Below are 19,498 nucleotides of genomic sequence, written 5' to 3'. Positions count from 1 at the left end.
CTTCGCCCGCGCCGGGGGTAGTGCTGACCCAGATCTGCAGGCTCGCCGCCGAAGCGGGCGGGTTCTCCGAGATCGCTATGTACGTATTGGTTGAGAAGGATGGCGGATGGTGGCTCGCGGGGGCCCAGAACACGCCTATCACTGAGCCACCCCAACGAACCGAGTCGAGTTCATGATCTGCTCGCGTAGGGGCACGTCTCATGCGCGGTAGTCGATGCCGCCGAATCCTCTGCGTTGCATAAGGTCCTGCTCGACCAGCCTGCCGCCGAGGCGAACCGAGGCGAACCGAGGCGAACCGAGGCGAACCGAGGCGAACCGAGGCGAACCGAGGCGAACCGAGGCGAACCGAGGCGAACCGAGGCGAACCGAGGCGCTGCAGACGGGCTGGGCCCGATCCAATATGGGTGGGGCCCAGTTGATTTCGAGGTGGTGGCTACTCAGCTGCAGTGGCAAACCACATGTATCGGCCTACTTGAGAACGTACGGTGACACCGAGCTGCGGTGCTCGCTGATATCCAGCACCTTGCCCAGCGGCGGAAACGCGCGCTGCGGGCAATTGGCGCGTTCGCAGACCCGGCAGCCTGCGCCGATCGGGGTGGCCTTCGCCTCGTCGAGATCTATCCCGTCGGCGTAGACGACCCGGCTCGCATGCCGCAGTTCACAACCGAGCCCGATAGCGAACGTCTTGCTGGCCTGGCCGTATCGGGTTGCTCGCCGCTCCACGGTGCGGGCGACCCACAGGTATTTGCGGCCGTCGGGCATCTGGGCGATCTGGGTCATGATCTTGCCGGGGTAGGCGAAGGTCTCGTAGACATTCCACAGCGGGCAGGTGCCGCCGCTGGCGGAGAAGTGGAAACCGGTGGCGGACTGGCGTTTGGACATATTGCCTGCTCGGTCGACGCGGACGAACGAGAAGGGCACGCCGCGCAGTTTAGGGCGTTGCAGAGTCGAAAGCCGGTGGCAGATGGTCTCGTAGCTTTGGGTGAAGAAGGCCGAGAGTCGCTCGATGTCGTAGCGGAAGTCCTCGGCGACCTCGAGGAAATGCGTGTAGGGCAGCACGGTGGCCGCGGCGAAATAGTTCGCCAGGCCGAGCATGGCCAGTTTGCGGGTGTCCTCGGAGACGAAATTGCCCTCCTCGACCAGCTTTTCGAGCAGTTCGCCGCATTCGAAATAGGCCAATTCGGCGGCGAGTTTGAAGGTGCGCTGTCCGCCGGACAGGTGCGGGGCGATCTCCAGTCGCTGGGTGTCCGGGTCGTATCGGTGCAGCACCCCCTCGCCGAGGTCGATGCGTTCGACGATCCGCACATCGTGCGCGCGCAGCCTGCGCGCGATCTCGTTGTTGATGTCGCCGCCGTGGAATCGGATGCGGGCGGTGAGTTCCTCTGCGGCGGTATCCAATTCGTGGATGTAGTTCTGCCGCTGGTAGAAGAAGTCGCGCACTTCCTCGTGTGGCTTGCTGATCGTCGCGCTGCCGGAGCCGTCGGCGAATCGGTCCTCGGTGGCGGCGGCCAGCTGCGCGGAGGTGTTGCGGTAGCGGTTGTGCATGTTGACCAGTGCGCGCGCCATGCTCGGGTGCGCGGAGACCATGTCGGCGATCTCCTGGGTGTCGGCCTCGATGCCGAGCTCCTGGTCCATCACGACCTCTTGGAGTTCGGCGATGAGCCGGGTGTCGTCCTGTGAGGAGAAGAAGGTGGCGTCGACGCCGAAAACCTCGCTGATCCGCAGCAGCACCGGCACGGTGAGCGGGCGCACATCGTGTTCGATCTGGTTGAGGTAGCTCGCCGAGATCTCCAGCTTCTGGGCAAGCGAGACCTGGCTCAGCCCTCGTTCGGTCCGCAGCTGACGAAGCCGCGCCCCGACGTAAGTCTTGGCCATCTGTCCAGTTTATGGCCGCTTTCACAGCCCTGCCAATGGTGAATTAGCAGTAGAGCTGAGCGATATGTCACACCCCCGGGTTACCGTCAGGTGGTGCTGTTCTCGGATGTCGTGCGGACCTCGGAGACCGTCCGCGCGACGCGGTCCCGTAAGACCAAGATCGCCGCGCTGGCCGGGCTGCTGTCCGATGCCGCGCCGGACGAGCTGGCCCCGGTGGTCGCCTGGGTTTCCGGCGAGCTGCGGCAGGGGCGCATCGGCACCGGGTGGCGCACGCTCACCGCGATGGACGGTGCGCCGAGCGACACTGCAACACTTACGGTTTCGGATGTCGATGGCGCGCTCAGCGAGTTGGCGGGCATCGCGGGCGCGGGTTCGGCGAACCGGCGCAAGGAGCTGCTCACGGCGTTGTGGACCGCGGCGACCGCCGATGAACAGGTGTTCCTACTCCGGCTGCTGACCGGTGAGCTGCGCCAGGGTGCGCTGACCGCGGTCGTCGGCGAGGCAGTCGCCGTCGCGGCGCAGGTGCCGGTGGATCTGGTGCGCCGGGCCTACATGCTGTCGGGGCAACTGCCGGTCACCGCCATGGCCGCGCTGACCGGCGGAGTGGACGCGCTCACCGAGTTCCGGCTGGAGCTGGGTCGCCCCATCCAGCCGATGCTCGCCTCGCCCGGCGCTTCGCTGGAGGAGGCGATGGCCGAATTCGACGGCGAGGTAACCGTCGAGCACAAAATGGACGGCGCCCGGATACAGGTGCATCGCGACGGATCGCGGGTGTGGGTGTTCACCAGGACGCTGCGCGATATCACCGCGAGCGTGCCCGAGCTGGTCGATCTGGTTTCCCGGTTGCACTGCACCAGCGTGGTGCTGGACGGGGAAACTCTCGCGCTGACCGATTCGGGTCGGCCGCGCCCGTTCCAGGAGACGATGAGCCGCTTCGCCGAGGTGAGCTCGACCAGAGAACTGTTGCTGCACCCGTACTTCTTCGACTGCCTGCACCTCGATGGCCAGGACCTGCTGGACGCCCCGCTGTACGAGCGCCGCACGGCGCTGACGAAAGTTGCTGTCGAACACAGCATTCCGGCTCTGCTGGGGCCGGATCCGGAGGCGGCCGCCGAGTACTTCGACGGCGCGCTCGCCTCCGGGCACGAGGGTGTGATGATCAAATCGTTGCACGCGCCGTACGCGGCCGGTCGACGCGGCCGCGCCTGGCAGAAGATCAAGCCGACCCACACCCTCGACCTGCTGGTGCTCGGCGCCGAGTGGGGATACGGCCGCCGCACCGGTTACCTGTCGAACCTGCATCTCGGAGCCCGCGATCCGAAATCCGGCGAACCGGTGATGGTCGGCAAGACGTTCAAGGGCCTCACCGACGCGCTACTGCACTGGCAGACCGCCGAATTTCCGCGCCACCAGCGCGCCCGCGACGACCAGACTGTGTATTTGCGGCCGGTACTCGTCGTCGAGATCGCGCTCGACGGCGTCCAGGTAAGTCCGCGCTATCCCGGCGGGGTCGCCCTGCGCTTCGCCCGTGTCGTTCGCTATCGCCCGGACAAGGAACCCGCGGACGCCGACACCATCGAGACCGTCCGCGCCCTGTTGCCATGAGCCGCCGTTCGCCGCACCGCAGTGCGTCGCTTCGCGGGAGCTTGTCGGCGGTCAGAATCTCGGCGAGGCCCTGACCTCGGACGGTGGACCGTCGAGGGGGCTGCTCACGCTTCGGCAGGTAGAGGCCACGTCTACGGTAGCCGATCGAAATCGAGTCCCGGCAGACGGCAACCGCATCGCAATTCAGATGGCCGGTACTTCACACTGGAGAGGTGACCGTCGAATTACTGGTTCTTCTGATCGTCATCGTCACGGCACTCGCATTCGATTTCACCAACGGCTTCCACGACACTGCGAACGCGATGGCGACCTCGATCGCCACCGGCGCACTGCGGCCGCGCGTGGCGGTCGCACTGTCGGCGGTGCTCAACCTCATCGGCGCGTTCCTGTCGGTGGCTGTCGCCGCGACGGTGGCCAAGGGCATCGTCCGGCTCGACGCCGTCGACGGCCAGGACCTGTTGATCATCGTGTTCGCCGGCCTGGTCGGCGGCATTCTGTGGAATTTGCTGACCTGGCTGCTCGGCCTGCCCTCGAGTTCGTCGCATGCGCTGTTCGGCGGCCTGATCGGTGCGACCATCGCCGCGCTCGGCTGGAGCGGAGTGATCTGGGCCTCCGGTTCGGACGGCGTGCTCACCAAGATCGTGCTGCCTGCCGTGCTCGCCCCGATCGTGGCGGCGCTGGTTTCGGCTATCGGCACCTGGGGGGTTTATCGGATCACCAAGAAGTCGGATCCGAACAAAGTCGACGAGGGTTTCCGTTGGGGCCAGATCGGTTCGGCCTCACTGGTCTCGCTGGCGCACGGCACCAATGACGCACAGAAGACGATGGGTGTCATCTTCCTGGCGCTCGTCGCGCACGGCACCCTCACCAAGAACGACGAGATGCCGCTGTGGGTGATGGCGGCCTGTGCCGTCGCCATCGCGGCGGGCACCTACCTGGGTGGTTGGCGCATCATCCGCACCCTCGGCAAAGGCCTCGTCGAGATCGATTCTCCGCAGGGGCTGGCCGCCGAATCCTCGTCGGCCGCGATCATTCTCACCTCGGCCCATTTCGGTCTGCCGCTGTCCACCACACAGACCGCCACCGGCTCGATCCTCGGCACCGGGCTCGGCAAGGGCGCGGAGGTCCGCTGGAGCGTGATGGGTCGAATGGCCGTGGCGTGGCTGCTCACGCTGCCGCTCGCGGGTGTGGCAGGGGCTATCTGCTGGGCCATCGCGCACATCATCGGCGGGCTCGCAGGCGTGCTCGTCGTGTTCGCGATTCTCATTGCGCTGTCGGCTGTCATGTACCTGCGTTCGCGGCGCGACCCCGTCGACACCAGCAATGTCAACGAATGGCCCGGCCGGACACCGGACGCAGACGAGTCGATCGAATCGCCCGGCGGGGCGCAGCCGGCAGACGACACGCCGGACGCCGATTCCGCCATTGCGAAGGACGCTGCTACCGCAAAGGACACTTCGTCGTCTGCCGCTGCGGCGGGTGCCTCGTCGTCGGCCGAGGGCAGGCCGGGCGGCGTGACCGCGGACGGGTTGTCGCCACCCCCCGGCACGTCCTCATCGGAGGGCCCCGGCACCAAATCCAACCGTTCCGCTCAGGTGTGAAGCATGTCGAACAACGTGCTGTATCCCGCCCCGCTCAGGCGTCGCATGCGAGCAGCCGCACCGGTGGATCGTTCCCGGTCCGTTGTCCACAGTAGGCATTAGGAGGAGCACCGTGCACACGCTCATCACGAATCTGAACTCGCTGTGGAAGGTGACCGCGGCCGGCTTGGTGCTCGGTGCGGGCTTGCCGATCATCTTCGCCGTCGGAGTGCGGTTCTGGTCGGCGGCCGATTCGGTCACCGCGGATGGCCGTGCAGTCCAACGCAACTACCCGGCGCTGGCCGGGGCCCTGGTGTGCTTCGGGTTGATCATCGCCGCGATCATCACCGGAATCCTCTACACCGCCAAGGCATTCCTTGCCGCCAAATTCGGTATCCACCTGTTCGGACAGGCCTGAAGGGCGGCATCGTGACAGAGCAACCGAAATCCACGCAGGGGCGACCGAATGTGCTCAGCCGGGTCATCGGCTGGCTGCGCGCCGGATACCCGCAGGGGATCCCCAGCTCCGACTATGTCGCGCTGTTCGCCGTGTTGCACCGGCACCTGACCGATTTCGAGGTGGTCGCGATCGCCGAGGTACTGGTGAGCGAAAACCCGGACACCGAGATCAGTCACGCCGATATCGAGACGGCGATCACGCGGTTCGCGATGGAGCAGCCGGACGAACACGACGTCGCCCGCGTGGCCTCGCACCTCGCCGCAGGCGGTTGGCCACTGGCCACCCCCTTCCCTGACGCCGATTGAACCCAGCCCGATGCCGCCGTTTCTCCACGCGATCATCGACTGGCTGCGGGCCGGATATCCCGACGGTGTCCCGGAATCCGACTACATCCCGCTGTTCGCCCTCCTGCGCCGCCGCCTCTCCGACGACGAGGTCCGCCAGATAGCCGCCGAATTGGCGGCCACCGGTGACCTCTCCGCCGACAAGACCGACATCCAGGTGATGATCACCAAGACCACCAACGAAATGCCCTCGGAAACAGACGCCGCCCGGGTCCGGTCCCGCTTGGAAGCCCACGCCTGGCCCGACCCGGCCTCCGGCGAATAGCAACCGGCCCGGCGCTGCTCGAATCCGGCTCGCGCCAACAGCTCCGCGGTATACCAGCGCGCTTCCCGCCCGATTGCATTGTTTGCGAACGGGACTCGGCTGCCGCGTATCTCGCTTGATGCCCTGTTCGGTGACCGGTCCGGGGCGTTGCACAGGGCAGGTTGGGTCGAGCGACTACGGCCGAAGGTCGAATGTTGGTCCGCAGCAGCGCACTTGGTGGGGACCAAAGTTTTGCGGCAATGTTTGGGTATTGCCAGTATGGGGAACTAGTTAGGGTCGGCGGGGTGATGGATGCGGCGTTGCGGGTGGAGACGGCGAGCGGGGAGGCGTGGGAAAACCCTTCTGCGGACTTGTTGTTCGACCTGCTGAGTGAGATGAATCTGCGGCATCGGTTCGTGATCGTGGATCGGTTGGATGCCGAGCCGGTCGGGCAGCACTACATGCAGATCTATCTCAACGACAACATGAGTTGTCAGATCGAGTTCCGTGAGGGTGGCTCCGACCGGCACTTCGCGGCACGCGTGGCCGGCCCGTTCGATATGTCGGGACACGAGACCGTGGCAAAAGTGTTGCAGGGCTGGGCTTTCGGACAGCCGGGGTGGCGGGAGGCGCTGCCGTGGTCTCGGGTGGTGGTTCAGAGCCAGCCCTGACCGGAGCTGTAGGGCCGGTGGCCGCCGAGGTCGGGCAGGCGGCGGATGCCGGCGGAGACCTCGAAGGCGAGATCCTGGTAGCCGAGGGCGAGCTCGGCCAAACGCTGCCAGGCGTCGTGCACGATCCAGTCCGGTGCGGTGCGCAGGGCTGCGTAGGCGCAGATGGAGAATTGGGCCATTCTGTCGATCACGGTGCCGACGGTCTCGGTGTGCATGTGCGCGCCACCGTGCGGAAGCGGAACTTCGGTGGCAATCCAACGATCGATGGTGAGTACGAAATGGGCTCGCCGCTCGTCGATTTCGGCCGTCGAGCCCAGCGCGCAGTACCTGCGCTGTTCGTGCAGTCCCGCCAGTTGGTGCGCGGATGCCAGGATCGGATGATCACCGCGCGGCAGGCTGCGGCAGGCTTCCAAGATCATTTCCTTCGGCGGCAGTGGTTCCATGCCGATTCCCCCTGGTTCGAATGATGTTGCTGGACAACGACATACCTGTACAAAGCTGACAATCCTCAACGCCGATGTCGTCCACGTAGTTTGGTAATGCGATGCCGTGGTGGCGGTGTCTCCCAGGGGCTTTCGTTGACAGCAAGCCCCAAGGCTTCCAACGCGGTGAGCCCCATCCGCCCCGCAAGCTCATCCATCACCGCAACAAACTCCGCCGCCTGAATCGCAGCCGTCGCCTGCTCGGTAGTAAGCATCCGTCCCCGCAAATACGAGACCACCCACGCGTCATCGCTGACTCGCCGCGCCTGATGCGCGGTCCGATCCCCAACCATCCATGCCCGATCGACAACATGCACAGCCATGCGCCCCCCTCGATCCCGCGCCGTGCGGGCCCGGCTGGAACGCTCCCGCCTGTGATCTGAGACACATGAAGCCTAGGGTTTGGTCCATCGATAAGTCAAGTTGACCTATCGATTTCACCACTGATTGATCTAGTCTGCTGGGAGGTACGGTCATCTCCACGCATCGTTAGAGCTGGAAGGACACCATCCACCGATGGCACCACTCTCGCCAACGGTCGCCCGCTGGGAACTCATGCTCCGAATCAAGCGCAGGCGCAGCGAGTTCGACGTCAGCGCGTCGGTCATCGCCAAGGAACTCGGCTTCACGCTGTCGTACTGGTCGAAGGTCGAGAAGGAACGCATCCTGGCCGAGGACAAGCTGAAGCGGCTGATGTCGCTGCTCGAGTTCGACCCCGCCGAACGCGACGAGATGCTGCGGTTGCGCGAGATCGCCAAGCAGCGCGGGTGGTGGTCGAGCTATGCCGGATTGCTGTCGGATGAAGTCTCGCGGCTATATGGGCTCGAGTACGGGGCGCACAACATTCGGAGTTATGCGAGCGTCCTGATCCCCGGACTGTTGCAAACCGAGGACTACGCTCGTGCGGTGATCGCCAACGACACTGCCCGCGTTCGGCAGGTCGAGATCGATCGATGGGTGGAGCTACGCATGCGGCGTCAGCAGCGGCTGACCGGCGCGGAACCGCTGTACTTCACCGCACTTGTCGGCGAGGCTGCCCTGACACAGCGAACGGGTGGTACCGAGGTCTTGAAAGGCCAGCTACGCCATCTGGTCTCGATCGTCCAGGAGCTTCGCGATTCGGTGGACATTCGCGTCATCCCCTTCGACGCGCCCGGCGGTGCGCTGCTGGCAGGCGCATCGTTCCACCTGCTCGGATTCGAGAACATGCTGCTACCCGACGTGGGGTGGACCGAGACATTGGTGCACCTCGGAGTGATCGAAGACGCCGAGCCGGTAAGGCATCTCAGCACTATGTACGCCAACACCATCGCCGATCATGCCCTGCCACGGGACGATTCGATAACGTTGATCGAGCGCAAACTCGGTGCGCTGTAGGCTCGGCCGATATGGATGGCGTGCTGGGCTGGTTCAAGTCGTCGTATTCGAATGACAGCACTGCGTGTGTAGAAGTCCGGTTCGAAGGCGACCGAATTCTCGTCCGCGACAGCAAGTATCGGGGGCTGCCCGACGCCCGTCCAACCCTCGAGTTCGGGCAAGCCGAGTGGGCTGCCTTTACCGCAGCCGTTCGAACGTCGCCGCCCACGTGATCGGCCGAAGTCACTTCGCAGTCTCACGGGGTAGCACCAAACTCTTCTACTGAGGTTCGCGCCCAAGGGTGCGCTGACGTTCTCGCTCCTCGACGCGTTCGCGTTCCCTGGCTTCGTTGTGATGACGATTGGCGTCATATTCGTCCGCGAATTCGCGCAGCATCTCTGCGATACCGGAGAACATGCCGCCGCCGTCGTCCGGGTCGTAATCATTGATCATGAGTTCCATCAACCCGTAGGCGGTGTCACCCTCGGCGTCGAACCCATATTTGAGCAGTGGATTGACGTCATCGTAGAATGAATAGTCACGACCGAACCATTCGTAATCCTCCCAATGTGCCCCCGCGAACCTGATGCAGCATTCACCTAAAAAGCAGATGAACGCATCTGCCATGTCGGCGTTCTCGGGAGCCATCGCGGTAGCCATGTCCGGGAACAGTTCCGCGACAATAGAATCGAGCCGTTTTACCTCCACCGACCCTTCCGGCCACGGCTCCGAAGGGAAGCGGCTTATGCCTGCATGGTCCATGAACTTCTGGACTTGAGCCTTGCGGCGATCGGGGTCTATCCATTTCCCCCATGCTGTCTGCTCAACTGGCACGCCGAGGTCCATCGTCATCTGTTCGTCGTCCACTGGCCGGGCCTTCCCCTCGTGCTGGCTGTCTGGTTTCACAGTGCATCGAATCTAGTCGGCTCGTTGGTGTCGCAGCGGTACGACGCCACCTCTTTCAGGCGGGCCGCTGCCGCGTTGTACGCATCCGCGAATGGTCCAGTTGGAGGACGGCCCGCGTCATGAAACGCATCCGAGGCGCGCCGGAATTCGGCAAGGGCGGTTTGGTATTCGTTGTCTGGTGTGCTCATGACATGCCTCCTTGTAGGTCTGGGGATGTGCAGGGGATGTGGTGGGTCGGGGTGATCAGGTTGCACACCACTGCGATGGCCCGGGCGTTGTGCTTGATGTGGTCGGCGCTCGGCGCGATTACTGCCGAGGCACCCGAATTGTGTGCTGTGGTGACGATCAGGACGGTGGGCATGAACGTGTCGTGCGCGATCGTGATCAGCCGCATCAGGGTGTATCCGTGCTGGTTGGCAAACTCGGTGATGACGCGTTCGTCTCTTAACCGGTGTGGGCCGCTGACATCGAGTAGTAGCAGCCCGATTGCTTTAACAGTCACGGGGGTTCGCTGCTCGACGGGTCGGCAGCGACGTCTGATTTGGGGACCGTGATCGAAGGACCGCAACCACATTCAAACATGTGATGCCTCCCGCACCTTGCCCGGTCCCAAACACGCGCGAACCGAGGCGATCACGGCGAGCCCGGAGGGGCGGAACGTGTCCCGTGGCGGCTCGACCCAGTACCGGACTTCACCGGACCGCCGGGTCTGCGGAGGCGCGGTTGCTTTGTGGGCTCGCTGCATCGGTTGCGAACTCGGGCGATTCTGAGCGTGCATTAGAACTGCTCGACGAGGCGGAGCAGGCGCGCGATGGCGCGGGACCTGATGAGGTACCCGGGCTTTTCACGTTCACCCCTGCCAAGCAGATCTACTACCGCGGCTTCTCTTTGATGTGGGCTGAGGACAAAAAGACGTTGCGCCGGTCGGCGAGGGCCCGAGAATTGCCAGGGTGCGCGCTTCGAGCGGCCTTAATCGCGTATGCAGCGGCGCCGAGATCGTGTTCGGCGACATGTCCAACGCATGCGGCTTGTCCGGCTGCGTAGGCGGCGAATCGGGCCGCGCCGACGAGCGGCCTGGCTGCGCCCATCGAGTGACCACCTGCTGCGCGGGCCTGCATCATCGGCATGTTGCCCCGCGCCCACGCTCTCGCGGCCGCGACTGCGTCCCGTGGCCGTGGATCGTCGGGCAGTTCACGCTCGAAGTAGTCGAGAACATGCTCGGCGCAATCGGCGGCCCGCAGCGCGAGCAACCGATGATCGGCGTCGGTCAGCGAGCCACCCCAACGGATCGTCACCATCCGGGGATCCCGGATCTTGGGCAGGATCATCGCTGCTCCGACACTCGGTCGTGTGACCTGGGCGGGGTTCGCGACTGGTCTCGCAGACGGTCGTCGAGCTCGTGCACCAGCTGACTGACCCGGTTCGTTCCGGCGCCGATCCTCGGGTAGCGGCAGAGGACGTCGATCAACAGTGGCGTCGCGAGGTCAACGATGCGCTCGACAGGGTTACCTGCGGCCTCTTCCTCGTTGGTGGGGCACAGCTCGAACACCCGGATGGTGTGCGCAGATGCGCGCAAAATGTGGTTGACCTGGACAGCATCTGCCAGCGGATGCAGGTATGCCGACGCCGCGGCATCGCCTGCGGCCATCGCGGCGTGGAACGAGACCGGCGACGCCGCTTCCTTTGCAGCACGGTGGGCCGCCGGTGCTGCCACACGTTGGGTGCGGGAGCGGCGGTCTCCCTGCGCGAACGCGACGGCGGCGGCAAGTGCTTCGCGGGGTCTGCCGTCATCGGGGTGATCCGCCTGGAAAAGCGGGAGTACCTGCTCAGCCGAGGCCACGGCAAAGGCGGTCACTGCCCTGAGCTCGTTCAAGGTCAAGGTGAAGTCTGGAGTGCGCAGCTCGCGCAGGGTGGGAGGCTCTGGCCGGATGTTCATGCTCTCTGATCGTAACTTTGAACCCTCGGTTGAATGTATGACCAGGTTTTCCTCGTTACAGCGAGTGAAAACCTTCAAAGGAGGGGGTGGATGCTGCCGGTGGACCTTGCACGTGCAGTGGCGGTGTCGCAGCAGGCTGTGCGCAACTACGAGGATGCTGGCGTTCTGCCGACCGCCTCGGGGCATAGCTGGGGCCTGGCCGAGCCGCCCGGATTCGAACGGTCACATGGCCAGGCATGGTCCGCTATCTCGTCCATGTTGTGGATTCCCGTACGTCACTAAGCCGGTGCTCTGCCGCCCCAGCACCCCATAGTTCCCAGCCGACTCACAGCCCGATCGCGGTAACCCTCGAGGTCCCCCGAGCAGGCTTACCCCGTCGGCAACGGAAGCGGCCCGCCTCACCCAACGGCCCAACCCATCCTTCCGACCGACCCAGGTGGCTCACTGCCCTGACTCACCGCCCGCCGACCGGTGGCGCCGGACCCTCGCCGACGCCACCGGTCGGTATCCCCGCCCGCGATGGCATACAGTCGCGCCGAATCGCGGGTGCGTCGCTCCACGGTGTGCCACTGGTCCTCCGGCGGCGTCGGCGGGAGCGCAATATGCAGGCACTCCCGGGCGACGACGGTGGTCAACCATCCGCCGCCGAGGTTATCGAACTGTTCCGCGTCGGAGCGTCAGCAGCAGCCAGGCAGGTCACCGGACCCATGTGCGCCATCACAACTCGCCGACCCAGTGACAAAATGTGGCTCGGTGTGAGTGGGTGCGCCGGTGCGGGTTAGGTTGCTGCGTGGGTCAGGTCGCGGGTTGCGGTGGGGATTGCGGTTGGGGCGGGGGGTTTGGGGGTTCGGGGGAGGAGGTAGGCGATGGCTGCCAGGAGGGCGGCGGTGGCCAGCAGGGTGTAGGAGTTGCCCAGGAGGAATTGGGGGAGGGTCCAGTGGAATTCGCGGCCGAGGGTTTGCGGGACGAACCAGATCAGTCCCTGAGGGAGGAGGGGGAGATCTGGGTCCCAGGAGCCGATGCGGTCGACCTGCATCGGCCACGCGAAGGTGAAGAGATAGATGGCGGCGGGCACGCCGATTCGGATGCTGCGCGGGCGGTTGCGCAGTGCATGGAAAATCCACATCGCGGCGGGGACGAGCCAGACCCAGTAGTGGGTCCAGGAGATCGGGGAGGCGAGCAGCATGACGGTGGCCGCGAGGAGGGCGCCGAGTAGTTCGTCGCCGCGCAGGTAGGCGACGCGAGCGGCGGCTATTCCGGTGATCGCGAGCAAGCCTGCGCCGACGAGCCAGGCTTCGCTGCTATCCCATGTCGTCCATTGCAGGCGACCGAAAAGGCCGTTGATCGACTGATTCTGGACGTAGGCGAAGCCGATTCGGTTCTGCGAGGACGTGGTAGTGGTCCAGAACTCGAACGCCTGGGTCGGGCGGTACCAGAAGCCGATCGCGACGGTGGTGGCGAAGGTCCCGGTGGCTACGGCGGCGGCTTTGAACTGGCGTGTGATCAGCAGGTAGACGATGAACACCGCGGGGGTCAGCTTGAGGCCGGTTGCGATGCCGATCAGGATGCCCCGATACCGGCGATCCTTGGGGATGGCGAGGTCCGCGAGCACCAAGGCCATGAGAATCACGCTGAGCTGACCGAACTGAAATGCCTGCTGCACCGGCTCGATCCAGATCGCGGCGGCGCTGACGGCGATTGTCATGGCGACCATGCCGGCTCCGCGCCGATGCCGCTGGAGTGCGGCGGTGCTCCACACGCTCACATACAGAGATGCCATGGTGAGGACCACGATGCCGGTCCCGATGTAATTGATCGAGAATCGTGACAGCTCGGCGCAGATCCACGCGGCGAAGACGGGGTAGAGGAAGGGCAGGCCCATCGGTCCGCGGCCGTCGTACAGCAGCTCGGGGTGCACCGCCACGGTCGAACCGCCCCACATATAGACCTGTAGGTCGATCTGGTGCCAGTACATCTCCCAATTCGGACGCAGGAATTCCAGCCAGACGCCGACGGATAGGGCAGCGAAAGCTATTGCGGCACAAAGGGCCGTCAATGTGTGCGGGGACCGGGACGGCTCGACAGTCCTGGCAGCGCGCTGTTCTCCCATTTGCAGGATGGCAGCCATGTAGTTGTGTTTCCTTCATCAGGTGAGACAGCACAGGCGAAACGAGCAAATAGTTAGCTAAACTAAGGGCAATTCAGCCTATCATCTCCACGTGTCCATGCTCTGCCATGCTTTCCCGGGCATGGGGAGATCGCGCCCCCGCTGGTTCCGGCTGGATACGCCGCCTGAGCTGCGACGATGCACTGCCTCTGGTGGATCGGTCAACGGAGTGATCGAAGGCGCACGCACGCTGTGGTCTCGGAGCCGAGTGTGGTTTCCGGTTGCGCGGTGCTTGCCGAAAGGCGGCTGCCGCACCGGTGAAAGCTGGTGTGGAGGGGCTCTGGCAGGCAGGTGGATGTGGGCTACGCGGCCAGCAGGTGCAGGAGGTGTTCGACCTCTGAGCGGACAGCGGCGCGTGCGGGCTTCAGATACTTGCGCGGATCGGACAGGTCGGGAGTTCCGGCCAGGGTGGCCCGGATTGCTTCCGTGGCAAGGACATTCAGGCGGGTGGCGATGTTGATTTTGGTCATGCCGTGTTCGACGGCGGCACGCAGACCTTCGTCGGGGACACCGGAGGAGCCGTGCAGGACAAGGGGGGCAGGCACTTTCGAGGCCAGTCGAGAGATGAGGTCGTTGTCGAGTTCGGCGGTGCGGGTGTGCATGGCGTGCGAGGAGCCGACTGCCACGGCCAAGGCGTCGACGCCTGTCGTCGCGACGAATTCGACCGCTTCGTCGGGATCGGTGCGGACGCCCGGCGCGTGCGCGCCGTCCTTGCCACCGACCTCACCCAATTCGGCCTCGACGAAGACGCCGTGATCATGACACCAGCGGGCCACTTCCGCGGTGGTCGCGACATTGGCGGTGTAGTCGAGGGTGGAGCCGTCGTACATGACCGACCGGATGCCGAGATCGACGGCGGCTCTGATGAGGTCGAACGACGTGGCGTGGTCGAGGTGCACGGCGATGGCCGCGGTGCTGTCCGCGGCGATCCGCAGGCACGCGAGCGCGATAGGAGCTATGCTGCCGTGGTAGTTGACCGTGTTCTCCGAAAGTTGCAGCACCACTGGAAGTTTCGCTGATTCAGCCGCACCCGCGATGGCCTCGGCATGCTCCAGGGTGATCACATTGAACGCGCCGAGACCGCCGGGGCGTGCGGAGGTGATCAGTTCGGAGACGGGCGTCAGAGTCATTGTCGGATCTCCTGGAGCTCGGGTCGGCCGCGGGAAGCAGGCACGGCCTGAAATGCATAAGCAGTGCGCTCATCATCTGATGAGGCGAGGATGGGTTTTCGGAACACCTGGTAGCCGACTACACGGCGGGCCGGTGAACCAGCATGCCGGGCGTGATCGGTTGGTCCGGCGGTATGGTCTTCGGGATGCTTCGCGTGACCGGCTCTTCGTTGAGCGCAGTCCGGGCGATGTGCAGCGCCGGTCATCATGGGAGCCTGGTGTTTCGCGCTCATGGTGAGGAGTCCTGCGGGCTGGGTTCGGCTAGCTTTTCGAGGTGGACTGTGGGGATGAGCCGAGTACGGGCGCAGCGGTCTATTTCGCCTGCCACCGGGATCAGCACTGCTGCTGCGGCGGTGGCGACTGCATCGACGAGGATGGCGGGCCAGTCGGGTTCGGGGCCTTCCGAGAGGGCGGAGATGACGGCTGCGGCTGCGGAATCGCCTGCGCCGGTAGGGTTTCCGGACATCGGTTCGGGGAGGCTCGCGAACCAGGAGCCGGCCTCGGTGATCGCGATCATGCCGTCGGCGCCGCGGGTGGCGATGATGGCGCGCACTCCTCGATCGACGAGTGGGCGTGCGGCGGTCGCGACCTCGTCGGGTGTGAGCGGGACTCGGCCGGTCAGGCGTTCGAGTTCTTCGGTGTTCGGCATGAGGATGACGCCGGGGATCTGGGCGGCAAGACGTAGGGATTCGCCGTCGACGTCGCAGATAGTCGGAACGCCTGCGGCGATGGCCGTGCGGGCGAGGTCGGCGGGGAGGCTGGACGAGACGCCGCCGGGCAGCGATCCGGAAATCACCAGTCCATTGATATCGGGTAGTAGGCCGGCTACTCGCACGGCGAGCTGTTCGACGGCATGGGGATTCGACACGCGCGCACCGGGTTCCCACAATGCGGTGGCGGTGCCGTCCTCGGATTCGCTGATCACCACCGTGCGCCGGACCCACGGCAGCGCGTGCACGAAGTCCACCGGCATCTCCAGTTCGGCGGCGGCCGCGAAGGCATGGTCGGAAAACCCCGTTGCCCGGGAGTATTTTCCGAGCTGATTGAGCACCCGCGTCACGTTGATGCCCTTGCCGCCGATGCGTTGCTCGACGGACCTGACCCGATGCGCCTGGCCGCGTTCGAAACGCTCGACGCGATAGGTCATGTCGTAGGCAGGATTCATTGTCACGGTGAGGATCACGTCAACCACTGTCCATGTCTGAGCACCCGGCGCAACTGTAGATTGTCATCAACTATCAACAGGTCCGCGAACTGGTCGGTCGAGATATCGCCCACATCGGCCAATCCGGCCGAACGGGCCGGGATAGAAGTGGCGGCAATCACAGCATCGCGTAGTGGGACGCTGCAATCGCGCACGGCCCAGGCCAGACACTGCAGCAGGTGAGCGGTACCCCCTGCGATGGATCCACTTGCCACTCGGGCGACGCCGTCGGTAACCCGCACCGCCTGCGGACCGAGCTGATAGTCGCCGTCCGGCATACCCGCCGCTTGCATCGCATCGGTGATCAGCGCGACCTGTCCCGGCGCGGTCGCGAAAGCCAGTGCGGCGAAACCGGAGTCGACATGAACCCCATCGCCGATCAGTTCGACGACCACGTCGCCGCTCGCCGCAGCGACCAATGCGGCGGCAACCGGACCGGGCTTGCGATGATGCAGCGGCGGCATACCGTTCGCCAGGTGCGTAACCAGACTTCCTAAACCATTGGGGCGCAATGACTTACGAAACTCGTCGAAGGTGGCGTCGCTGTGCCCGAGAGATACCGCCACATCGTTGTCGGACAGCCGTTCGGCGACTGCCCGATATCCCGGTAGTTCCGGCGCGATCGTCATCACGCGCAGGTGTCCGCCGGCGGCAGTCAGTAGTCGATCGGTCAGTTCGAGGTCGGGATCGCGCAGGTAGCGCGGATCCTGGGCGCCACAGCGGGCCGACGACAAAAATGGCCCCTCGGCATGAATTCCGCCGATCATTCCGGTCTCGGCCAGCCCGGCCAGCATGGTCGTCTGCGCCACCATGTCCGCCGCGGCCCCGGTGACAACGCTCGCCAACACTGTGGTCGACCCGCGCGAATGATGAAACGCGGCCGCCGCGCGCGCCTCCGCGTCGTCGACGGTGTCGAACCGATGTCCGAACCCGCCGTGATTATGGATGTCGACCAGCCCGGGCAACACCGTGCCACTGAATGTCGGCATAGCCGAATCAGGATGCGCCGCAGCCCATTCCGTCACCGACTGCACCGCATGGATCCGCTCGCCGCGAACCGAGACCACCGCGTCGTCGAGCACCTGCGCCGCGGAAACAACCCGCCCGCGAACGTGGAACTCGGCTGCCCGGGCCTGCCGCGTCATGCGTCGGCCCCGTTCCTGAGCATGGCGCAATCATCGAGTGCCGCAACACTTTCGGCCGATGGTGGCACGGCACCTGTGCGGCCTTGCGCTGCTGCTATCGGCGGCGTCGCGCGTGCGTTGTCGTACTTCATGTCAAAGCCCCGCGGCGGGCGAACAGGGCCGCGCCGGCCAGGCCTGCTCGTGCGCCGAATTCGCCGAGGACCACCTGTGGTGCGGGGACTATGCGGAGTCGTTCGGCGATGGTGCGGTGCAGGGGTTCGGTGAGGGCGGCGCCGGCGCCGGCCAGTCCGCCGCCGAGGACGATGAGTTGGGGGCAGGCGGCATGGATGATGCCGAGCAGGCCGTCGGCGAGGGCGCTGATGGCGTCGTCGACTACGGCCTTGGCGTCGCGGTCGGTATCGAGGAGTGCAAAAACATCTGCCGCGCTGTCTGTCTCGATGCCGGTACGGCGGGAGTACGCACGGGCGATGGCCGCGCCGGATGCCACCGTCTCGACGCATCCGATGTTGCCGCACGGACAGCGCAGGCCATCCGCGTGGCGAACCGGGATGTGACCGTACTCGCCGGTCTGGCCGTATTCGCTGCGCACGAGTCGGCCACCGACGGACAGGGTTCCGCTGATACCGGTGCCGAGAATGACCACGCACACGTTGTCGTGGTCGCGCCCGGCTCCGTACCGCCATTCGGCCCAACCGGCCACGGCGACATCGTGCTCGATCAACACCGGCATATGCCAGCGTTCGATGAACCGGTCACCGATGTGTACATCCCGCCAGCCGACATTGCTGCTGAACACGGCAATCGACCGGACATGGTCCACGATCCCCGGCAGCAGCACCGCGGCCCGCGCCACCCGGCCGCGCTGTTCGGCCGTGAGCTCGGCCAGCAGCCGATCTCCGAGCGCACCCATGGCCTCGAACGCCGCCTCGCCCTGCGGTGTGGCAGTGACGGCAGCGGTCAGCACCGTGCCGGCCGCGTCGGTGATCTCACCTTTCATGGTGGTCCCACCGACATCCATGCCGAGGACCAGGGCATCGTCGGGAAGCGGGGTCCCCAGCGTCAGCGTGTCGTCGGAAAATACGGCATCCGGTGTGGCACCCCTCGGGTCGACCGCCACGCCGGGCGCGACAGCCGGCGGGCCGGGCCGGGGTGACCCGGCGTCCGGTCGCGGTGATCCTGCTGCGGACTGCGCGGTTCCCATCTCGGTCAGGGTAACCACTTCTGGTGGTGTGAGCAGCGCTGATCCGCGGGCCGGGGTCGGGGAGTCGGTCATGGTGGCGCCAGGGTCACTGGTCGAGGACTACCGAGCGGTTGAGGTTGCGGGGATGGTCGGGGTCCAGGCCGTGGTCGGCGGCGCGCAGGACACAGAGTTGATGGACTCGGACCAGGTCGGCCATCGGGTCGATATCGCGGTGTTCGAAGTGGGCGCCGGTGACGGTGACGTCGGCTTCGAATTGCGGGACCAGCGGGCCGAAGGCCCAGACCGCGCGACCGGGGGTGGAGATGCTGATCGGGCCGTGGCGGTATTCGGTCTGTAGGTAGGCCTCGGTCCAGGACTGGCAGGACTCGCGGAGCTTGAGGCCCGCTTCTTCGGCGATGGCGGCTGCGAAGCCCATGCCGACGAAGCTGATCTGTTCGGCGTGCCGGACTTCGGCAAGTGCCGTCGCAGGATCCTCGGCGAGGATGGCGCGGGCCTGGGCGATCGCGGGGTTCAGGTCCTCGCCGAGATGCCAGCGCAGGATGGCGAGCGTGGTGGTGGCGAAGCGGGTCTGCACCACCGATTGCTCGTCGACCTCGTCGATCAGGATTGCATCGCCCAGCTCGAGCACGGGGGTGCCCGGGCTGCTGCAGATCACGGTGCGCGGAATGTGGGTCGGGATCTCCCGCATGGCATTGACCACCTCGGTGGTGGTGCCGGAGCGGCAGATGACCAGGTAGCGGTCGTATTCGCGACCGCTGCGGACTTCGCTGGCGGGCCAGGCATCGGTAATGCCCTGGCCGGAGCCCTCGCGCAGCGCCGCGATGGCCCGGGACATGAACAGTGAAGTGCCGCAGCCGATGACGGCGACGCGCTCGCCCGGTCGGGGCAGTACGGCGCGGTGTTCGGCAGCGATGGTTTCGGCGCGCGCCCAGTCGTCCGGCTGGGTGGCGACCTCGGTGGCCAGATGGGTCACGGGGCTGGGGTGAGCGGAGATCGGCACCACAACAGAATCGACCTGATGATCGTTCATGTCAAATTTACGATCAAAACAGTCACATATGATCACTCCGAGGTCTAGATTGTTGGTCAGTCGATACGTTCGCTCCATCATCGGCGGTCCGCTGGCGCCGGGTGTAAAAATTGAAAGGTTCTG

At 65.4% G+C, this 19,498-nt stretch carries 22 protein-coding genes; 8 read left to right on the top strand and 14 right to left on the bottom strand.

Annotation, left to right across the window (positions count from 1 at the left end; translation table 11 throughout):
• Nucleotides 1–468: 468 nt before the first annotated feature.
• Entirely contained in the window at nt 469–1,875 is a 1,407-nt protein-coding gene (ramB, locus tag ACLMAL_RS10505) for an acetate metabolism transcriptional regulator RamB (RefSeq protein WP_411998865.1), read from the bottom strand.
• Between the two features lie 93 nt (nt 1,876–1,968).
• Between ramB and ACLMAL_RS10500 the strand changes: the two genes are divergently transcribed.
• The 6 genes from ACLMAL_RS10500 (at nt 1,969) to ACLMAL_RS10475 (ending at nt 6,779) form a co-directional block, all read left to right on the top strand.
• A complete protein-coding gene (locus ACLMAL_RS10500) occupies nt 1,969–3,480 on the top strand; it encodes an ATP-dependent DNA ligase (protein ID WP_411998864.1) in 1,512 nt (503 codons plus the stop codon).
• A gap of 212 nt (nt 3,481–3,692) precedes the next feature.
• A complete protein-coding gene (locus ACLMAL_RS10495) occupies nt 3,693–5,081 on the top strand; it encodes an inorganic phosphate transporter (RefSeq protein WP_411998863.1) in 1,389 nt (462 codons plus the stop codon).
• A 112-nt stretch (nt 5,082–5,193) separates the two neighbouring features.
• Nucleotides 5,194–5,478: a hypothetical protein gene (locus tag ACLMAL_RS10490; protein ID WP_328406759.1), complete on the top strand. Its 285-nt coding sequence runs from the start codon at nt 5,194–5,196 to the stop codon at nt 5,476–5,478.
• Between the two features lie 11 nt (nt 5,479–5,489).
• Entirely contained in the window at nt 5,490–5,825 is a 336-nt protein-coding gene (locus tag ACLMAL_RS10485; RefSeq protein WP_328406758.1) for a DUF3349 domain-containing protein, read from the top strand.
• Between the two features lie 10 nt (nt 5,826–5,835).
• On the top strand, nt 5,836–6,129 hold the full coding sequence (locus tag ACLMAL_RS10480; RefSeq protein WP_411998862.1) for a DUF3349 domain-containing protein: 294 nt from the start codon (nt 5,836–5,838) through the stop codon (nt 6,127–6,129).
• A 284-nt stretch (nt 6,130–6,413) separates the two neighbouring features.
• Nucleotides 6,414–6,779 (top strand): hypothetical protein, encoded by a 366-nt coding sequence (locus tag ACLMAL_RS10475; protein WP_411998861.1) that lies wholly within the window; start codon nt 6,414–6,416, stop codon nt 6,777–6,779.
• Here the strand turns inward: ACLMAL_RS10475 and ACLMAL_RS10470 are convergent.
• Together ACLMAL_RS10470 and ACLMAL_RS10465 are read right to left on the bottom strand one after the other, a co-directional pair.
• Nucleotides 6,764–7,222, bottom strand: coding sequence for a DUF4254 domain-containing protein (locus tag ACLMAL_RS10470; protein WP_411998860.1), 459 nt, complete (start codon nt 7,220–7,222; stop codon nt 6,764–6,766). The genes ACLMAL_RS10475 and ACLMAL_RS10470 overlap by 16 nt on opposite strands.
• Nucleotides 7,223–7,287: 65 nt before the next feature.
• Nucleotides 7,288–7,584, bottom strand: a complete 297-nt coding sequence (locus ACLMAL_RS10465) for a hypothetical protein (RefSeq protein WP_411998859.1) — start codon at nt 7,582–7,584, stop codon at nt 7,288–7,290.
• 193 nt (nt 7,585–7,777) lie between these two features.
• Here ACLMAL_RS10465 and ACLMAL_RS10460 point away from each other — a divergent pair, with 193 nt between their 5' ends.
• Nucleotides 7,778–8,638, top strand: coding sequence for a helix-turn-helix domain-containing protein (locus tag ACLMAL_RS10460; protein ID WP_411998858.1), 861 nt, complete (start codon nt 7,778–7,780; stop codon nt 8,636–8,638).
• 11 nt (nt 8,639–8,649) lie between these two features.
• Entirely contained in the window at nt 8,650–8,850 is a 201-nt protein-coding gene (locus tag ACLMAL_RS10455; protein WP_411998857.1) for a DUF397 domain-containing protein, read from the top strand.
• Between the two features lie 46 nt (nt 8,851–8,896).
• On the opposite strand, the gene ACLMAL_RS10450 is transcribed toward ACLMAL_RS10455, so the two are convergent.
• The 11 genes from ACLMAL_RS10450 to ACLMAL_RS10400 form a co-directional block, all read right to left on the bottom strand.
• Nucleotides 8,897–9,484 carry a hypothetical protein gene (locus ACLMAL_RS10450; protein WP_411998856.1) on the bottom strand — a complete coding sequence of 196 codons (588 nt, stop codon included), beginning with the start codon at nt 9,482–9,484 and terminating at the stop codon, nt 8,897–8,899.
• Nucleotides 9,485–9,519: 35 nt separating this feature from the next.
• Nucleotides 9,520–9,711 carry a hypothetical protein gene (locus ACLMAL_RS10445; RefSeq protein ID WP_411998855.1) on the bottom strand — a complete coding sequence of 64 codons (192 nt, stop codon included), beginning with the start codon at nt 9,709–9,711 and terminating at the stop codon, nt 9,520–9,522.
• Nucleotides 9,708–10,025 (bottom strand): hypothetical protein, encoded by a 318-nt coding sequence (locus ACLMAL_RS10440; RefSeq protein ID WP_411998854.1) that lies wholly within the window; start codon nt 10,023–10,025, stop codon nt 9,708–9,710. The genes ACLMAL_RS10445 and ACLMAL_RS10440 overlap by 4 nt, the downstream gene beginning before the upstream one ends.
• A 370-nt stretch (nt 10,026–10,395) precedes the next feature.
• Entirely contained in the window at nt 10,396–10,851 is a 456-nt protein-coding gene (locus ACLMAL_RS10435) for a putative immunity protein (protein ID WP_411998853.1), read from the bottom strand.
• Entirely contained in the window at nt 10,848–11,459 is a 612-nt protein-coding gene (locus tag ACLMAL_RS10430) for a putative immunity protein (protein WP_411998852.1), read from the bottom strand. The genes ACLMAL_RS10435 and ACLMAL_RS10430 overlap by 4 nt, the downstream gene beginning before the upstream one ends.
• Nucleotides 11,460–12,237: 778 nt before the next feature.
• Nucleotides 12,238–13,587, bottom strand: coding sequence for a glycosyltransferase 87 family protein (locus tag ACLMAL_RS10425; RefSeq protein WP_411998851.1), 1,350 nt, complete (start codon nt 13,585–13,587; stop codon nt 12,238–12,240).
• A gap of 341 nt (nt 13,588–13,928) precedes the next feature.
• Entirely contained in the window at nt 13,929–14,756 is an 828-nt protein-coding gene (locus ACLMAL_RS10420) for a class II fructose-bisphosphate aldolase (protein WP_411998850.1), read from the bottom strand.
• Between the two features lie 268 nt (nt 14,757–15,024).
• Complete coding sequence (locus tag ACLMAL_RS10415) at nt 15,025–15,978, bottom strand: 1-phosphofructokinase (protein WP_411998849.1); 954 nt, start codon at nt 15,976–15,978, stop codon at nt 15,025–15,027.
• Nucleotides 15,975–17,144: an N-acetylglucosamine-6-phosphate deacetylase gene (locus ACLMAL_RS10410; RefSeq protein WP_411998848.1), complete on the bottom strand. Its 1,170-nt coding sequence runs from the start codon at nt 17,142–17,144 to the stop codon at nt 15,975–15,977. The genes ACLMAL_RS10415 and ACLMAL_RS10410 overlap by 4 nt, the downstream gene beginning before the upstream one ends.
• Nucleotides 17,145–17,271: 127 nt before the next feature.
• A complete protein-coding gene (locus tag ACLMAL_RS10405) occupies nt 17,272–18,417 on the bottom strand; it encodes an ROK family protein (RefSeq protein WP_411998847.1) in 1,146 nt (381 codons plus the stop codon).
• A gap of 13 nt (nt 18,418–18,430) precedes the next feature.
• Nucleotides 18,431–19,375 carry an SIS domain-containing protein gene (locus tag ACLMAL_RS10400; protein WP_411998846.1) on the bottom strand — a complete coding sequence of 315 codons (945 nt, stop codon included), beginning with the start codon at nt 19,373–19,375 and terminating at the stop codon, nt 18,431–18,433.
• Between the last annotated feature and the right edge of the window lie 123 nt (nt 19,376–19,498).

Source organism: Nocardia sp. CWNU-33, assembly GCF_046764895.1.
Taxonomy (GTDB): domain Bacteria; phylum Actinomycetota; class Actinomycetes; order Mycobacteriales; family Mycobacteriaceae; genus Nocardia.
This window is presented reverse-complemented; position numbering and strand designations above follow the sequence as displayed.